Annotated in this window: 2 protein-coding genes; one reads left to right on the top strand and one right to left on the bottom strand. The window is 67.3% G+C overall.

Annotated features, from left to right (window positions below; translation table 11 throughout):
* Nucleotides 1–201: 201 nt before the first annotated feature.
* Nucleotides 202–1,107 (bottom strand): LysR family transcriptional regulator, encoded by a 906-nt coding sequence (locus KH616_RS24875; RefSeq protein ID WP_292254870.1) that lies wholly within the window; start codon nucleotides 1,105–1,107, stop codon nucleotides 202–204.
* 112 nt (nucleotides 1,108–1,219) lie between these two features.
* Between KH616_RS24875 and KH616_RS24880 the strand changes: the two genes are divergently transcribed.
* Nucleotides 1,220–1,693 (top strand): putative sulfate exporter family transporter (locus KH616_RS24880; RefSeq protein WP_292254873.1); only part of this gene is annotated, 474 nt, incomplete at its 3' end.

A 1,693-nucleotide genomic window follows, 5' to 3' on the forward strand; every position in this document is an offset into this window, starting at 1 on the left:
CGACGATCACGATGTCTGCCATTGTGTCCCTATACTCCGGTTGGAACCGGTTCAATTTATGTGAGACGGATGGTGCGCCTCACGCCGGGACCGCACCATAGAGACAATCCCTAGGACGCTTGCGCCGGCGCCGGGTGATTGCCGACGCATGCACGCGATGACCGCGCGGGCAGCGGCCGCCATCCCGACGCCCGCTCGCCGTCAGACGGATGACGTCATCGTCTGTGTCAGACTCATTTCCAGAAACTGCGCTGCCACGCGCGACGGTGCAGCGCCGTGCGGGACGACGATCGAGAAATGACGGATCAGCGGCGCAGGGGCGAACGAGCGCATCACGAGCGCGGCATCGTCATGCCGCAGCGACATCGCGGATACGAAGCCGACGCCCATCCCCGCGCGCACCGCCTCCTTCACCGCCTCGACGCCGGCGATCTCGAGTGCGACGCGCATCGGTGCGCCCGTCTGCGCGAACGCCTGCTCGACGAGCTGGCGCACGCCCGACCCCGCTTCCCGCAATACGAGCGGATACGCGGCCAGCGCGCCGAGGGTCACGCCCGCCGCGGCGTCGTGTTCGGCAGCCAACGGATGCCCGGCCGGCACGATCGCGACGATCTCGTCCTCGTGCCATGCGTGCACGGCGGTGCCGGGCGGCAGCGCTTCGCCAGGCGGACCTTCGATCATCGCGATGTCGAGCGACGGCAACGCAGCCACGACTTCGGCGGTATTGCCGCTCATGGCGTGGATCGCGACGCGCGGCATGCGCGCCTGGAACGCCGCGATCAGGTACGGCAGCAGGTAGCTGGCCGGCGTCGTACTCGCGCCAATGCGCAGCGTGCCGGTTTCGAGGCCGCGCACCGCGTCACGGTATGCGCGCGCCTGCGCGAAGGTGTCGCGCAGCGCCGTCGCGTAGTGCGCGAGTTGTTCGCCCGCCGGCGTCAGGCGGACGCCGCGACCGTCGCGCTGGTACAGCGGCTCGCCGAATTCGTCCTGCAACAGCCGAAGCTGGCCGGACACCGCCGGCTGCGACAGGTGCAGTGCCCGTGCGGCATGGCTGATGTTGCGATGCTCGGCAACGGCGGCAAAAGTTATCAGTTGATCCGGGGTCATGGCGATGAAATATCGGATTTCCGGATAGCTTACGTCACAAATGACAATTTTTCATATCGATATAACAAAACTAGGATTGGCACACTGCAAACACGCCTTGGCCCATCCGATCATGCCCACCGCTCCGACGCCCTCCCTGAGCCGCCCCACCTCGTCGATGCGCGGTCAGTTGAACGGCATCCTGTTCGTCGCGCTGTTCGCCGCGGCGGTGACGAACCTCTCGCAATTGCCTGCGATCGCCGGACTCGGCCTGAGCCCGCTCATCATCGGGATCGTCGCGGGCACGCTGTACGGCAACGCGCTGCGCGACGGCATGCCGGCCAGCTGGGCGGCCGGCGTCAATTTCTCCGCGCGCAAGCTGCTGCGCATCGCGGTCGCGTTCTTCGGGCTGCGCGTGAGCCTGCAGGCAATCGCGAAAGTCGGCCTGCCGGGCCTCACCGTATCCGTGCTGGTGGTGGTCAGCACACTCGTCGTCTGCACCTGGGCCGGCGTGAAGCTGATGAAGCTCGACCGCGACACCGCACTGCTGACCGCGGCCGGCAGCGCGATCTGCGGCGCCGCCGGCGTGCTCGCGTTCGAATCGACG

The organism is Burkholderia sp., from assembly GCF_018375725.1.
Classification (GTDB): domain Bacteria; phylum Pseudomonadota; class Gammaproteobacteria; order Burkholderiales; family Burkholderiaceae; genus Burkholderia.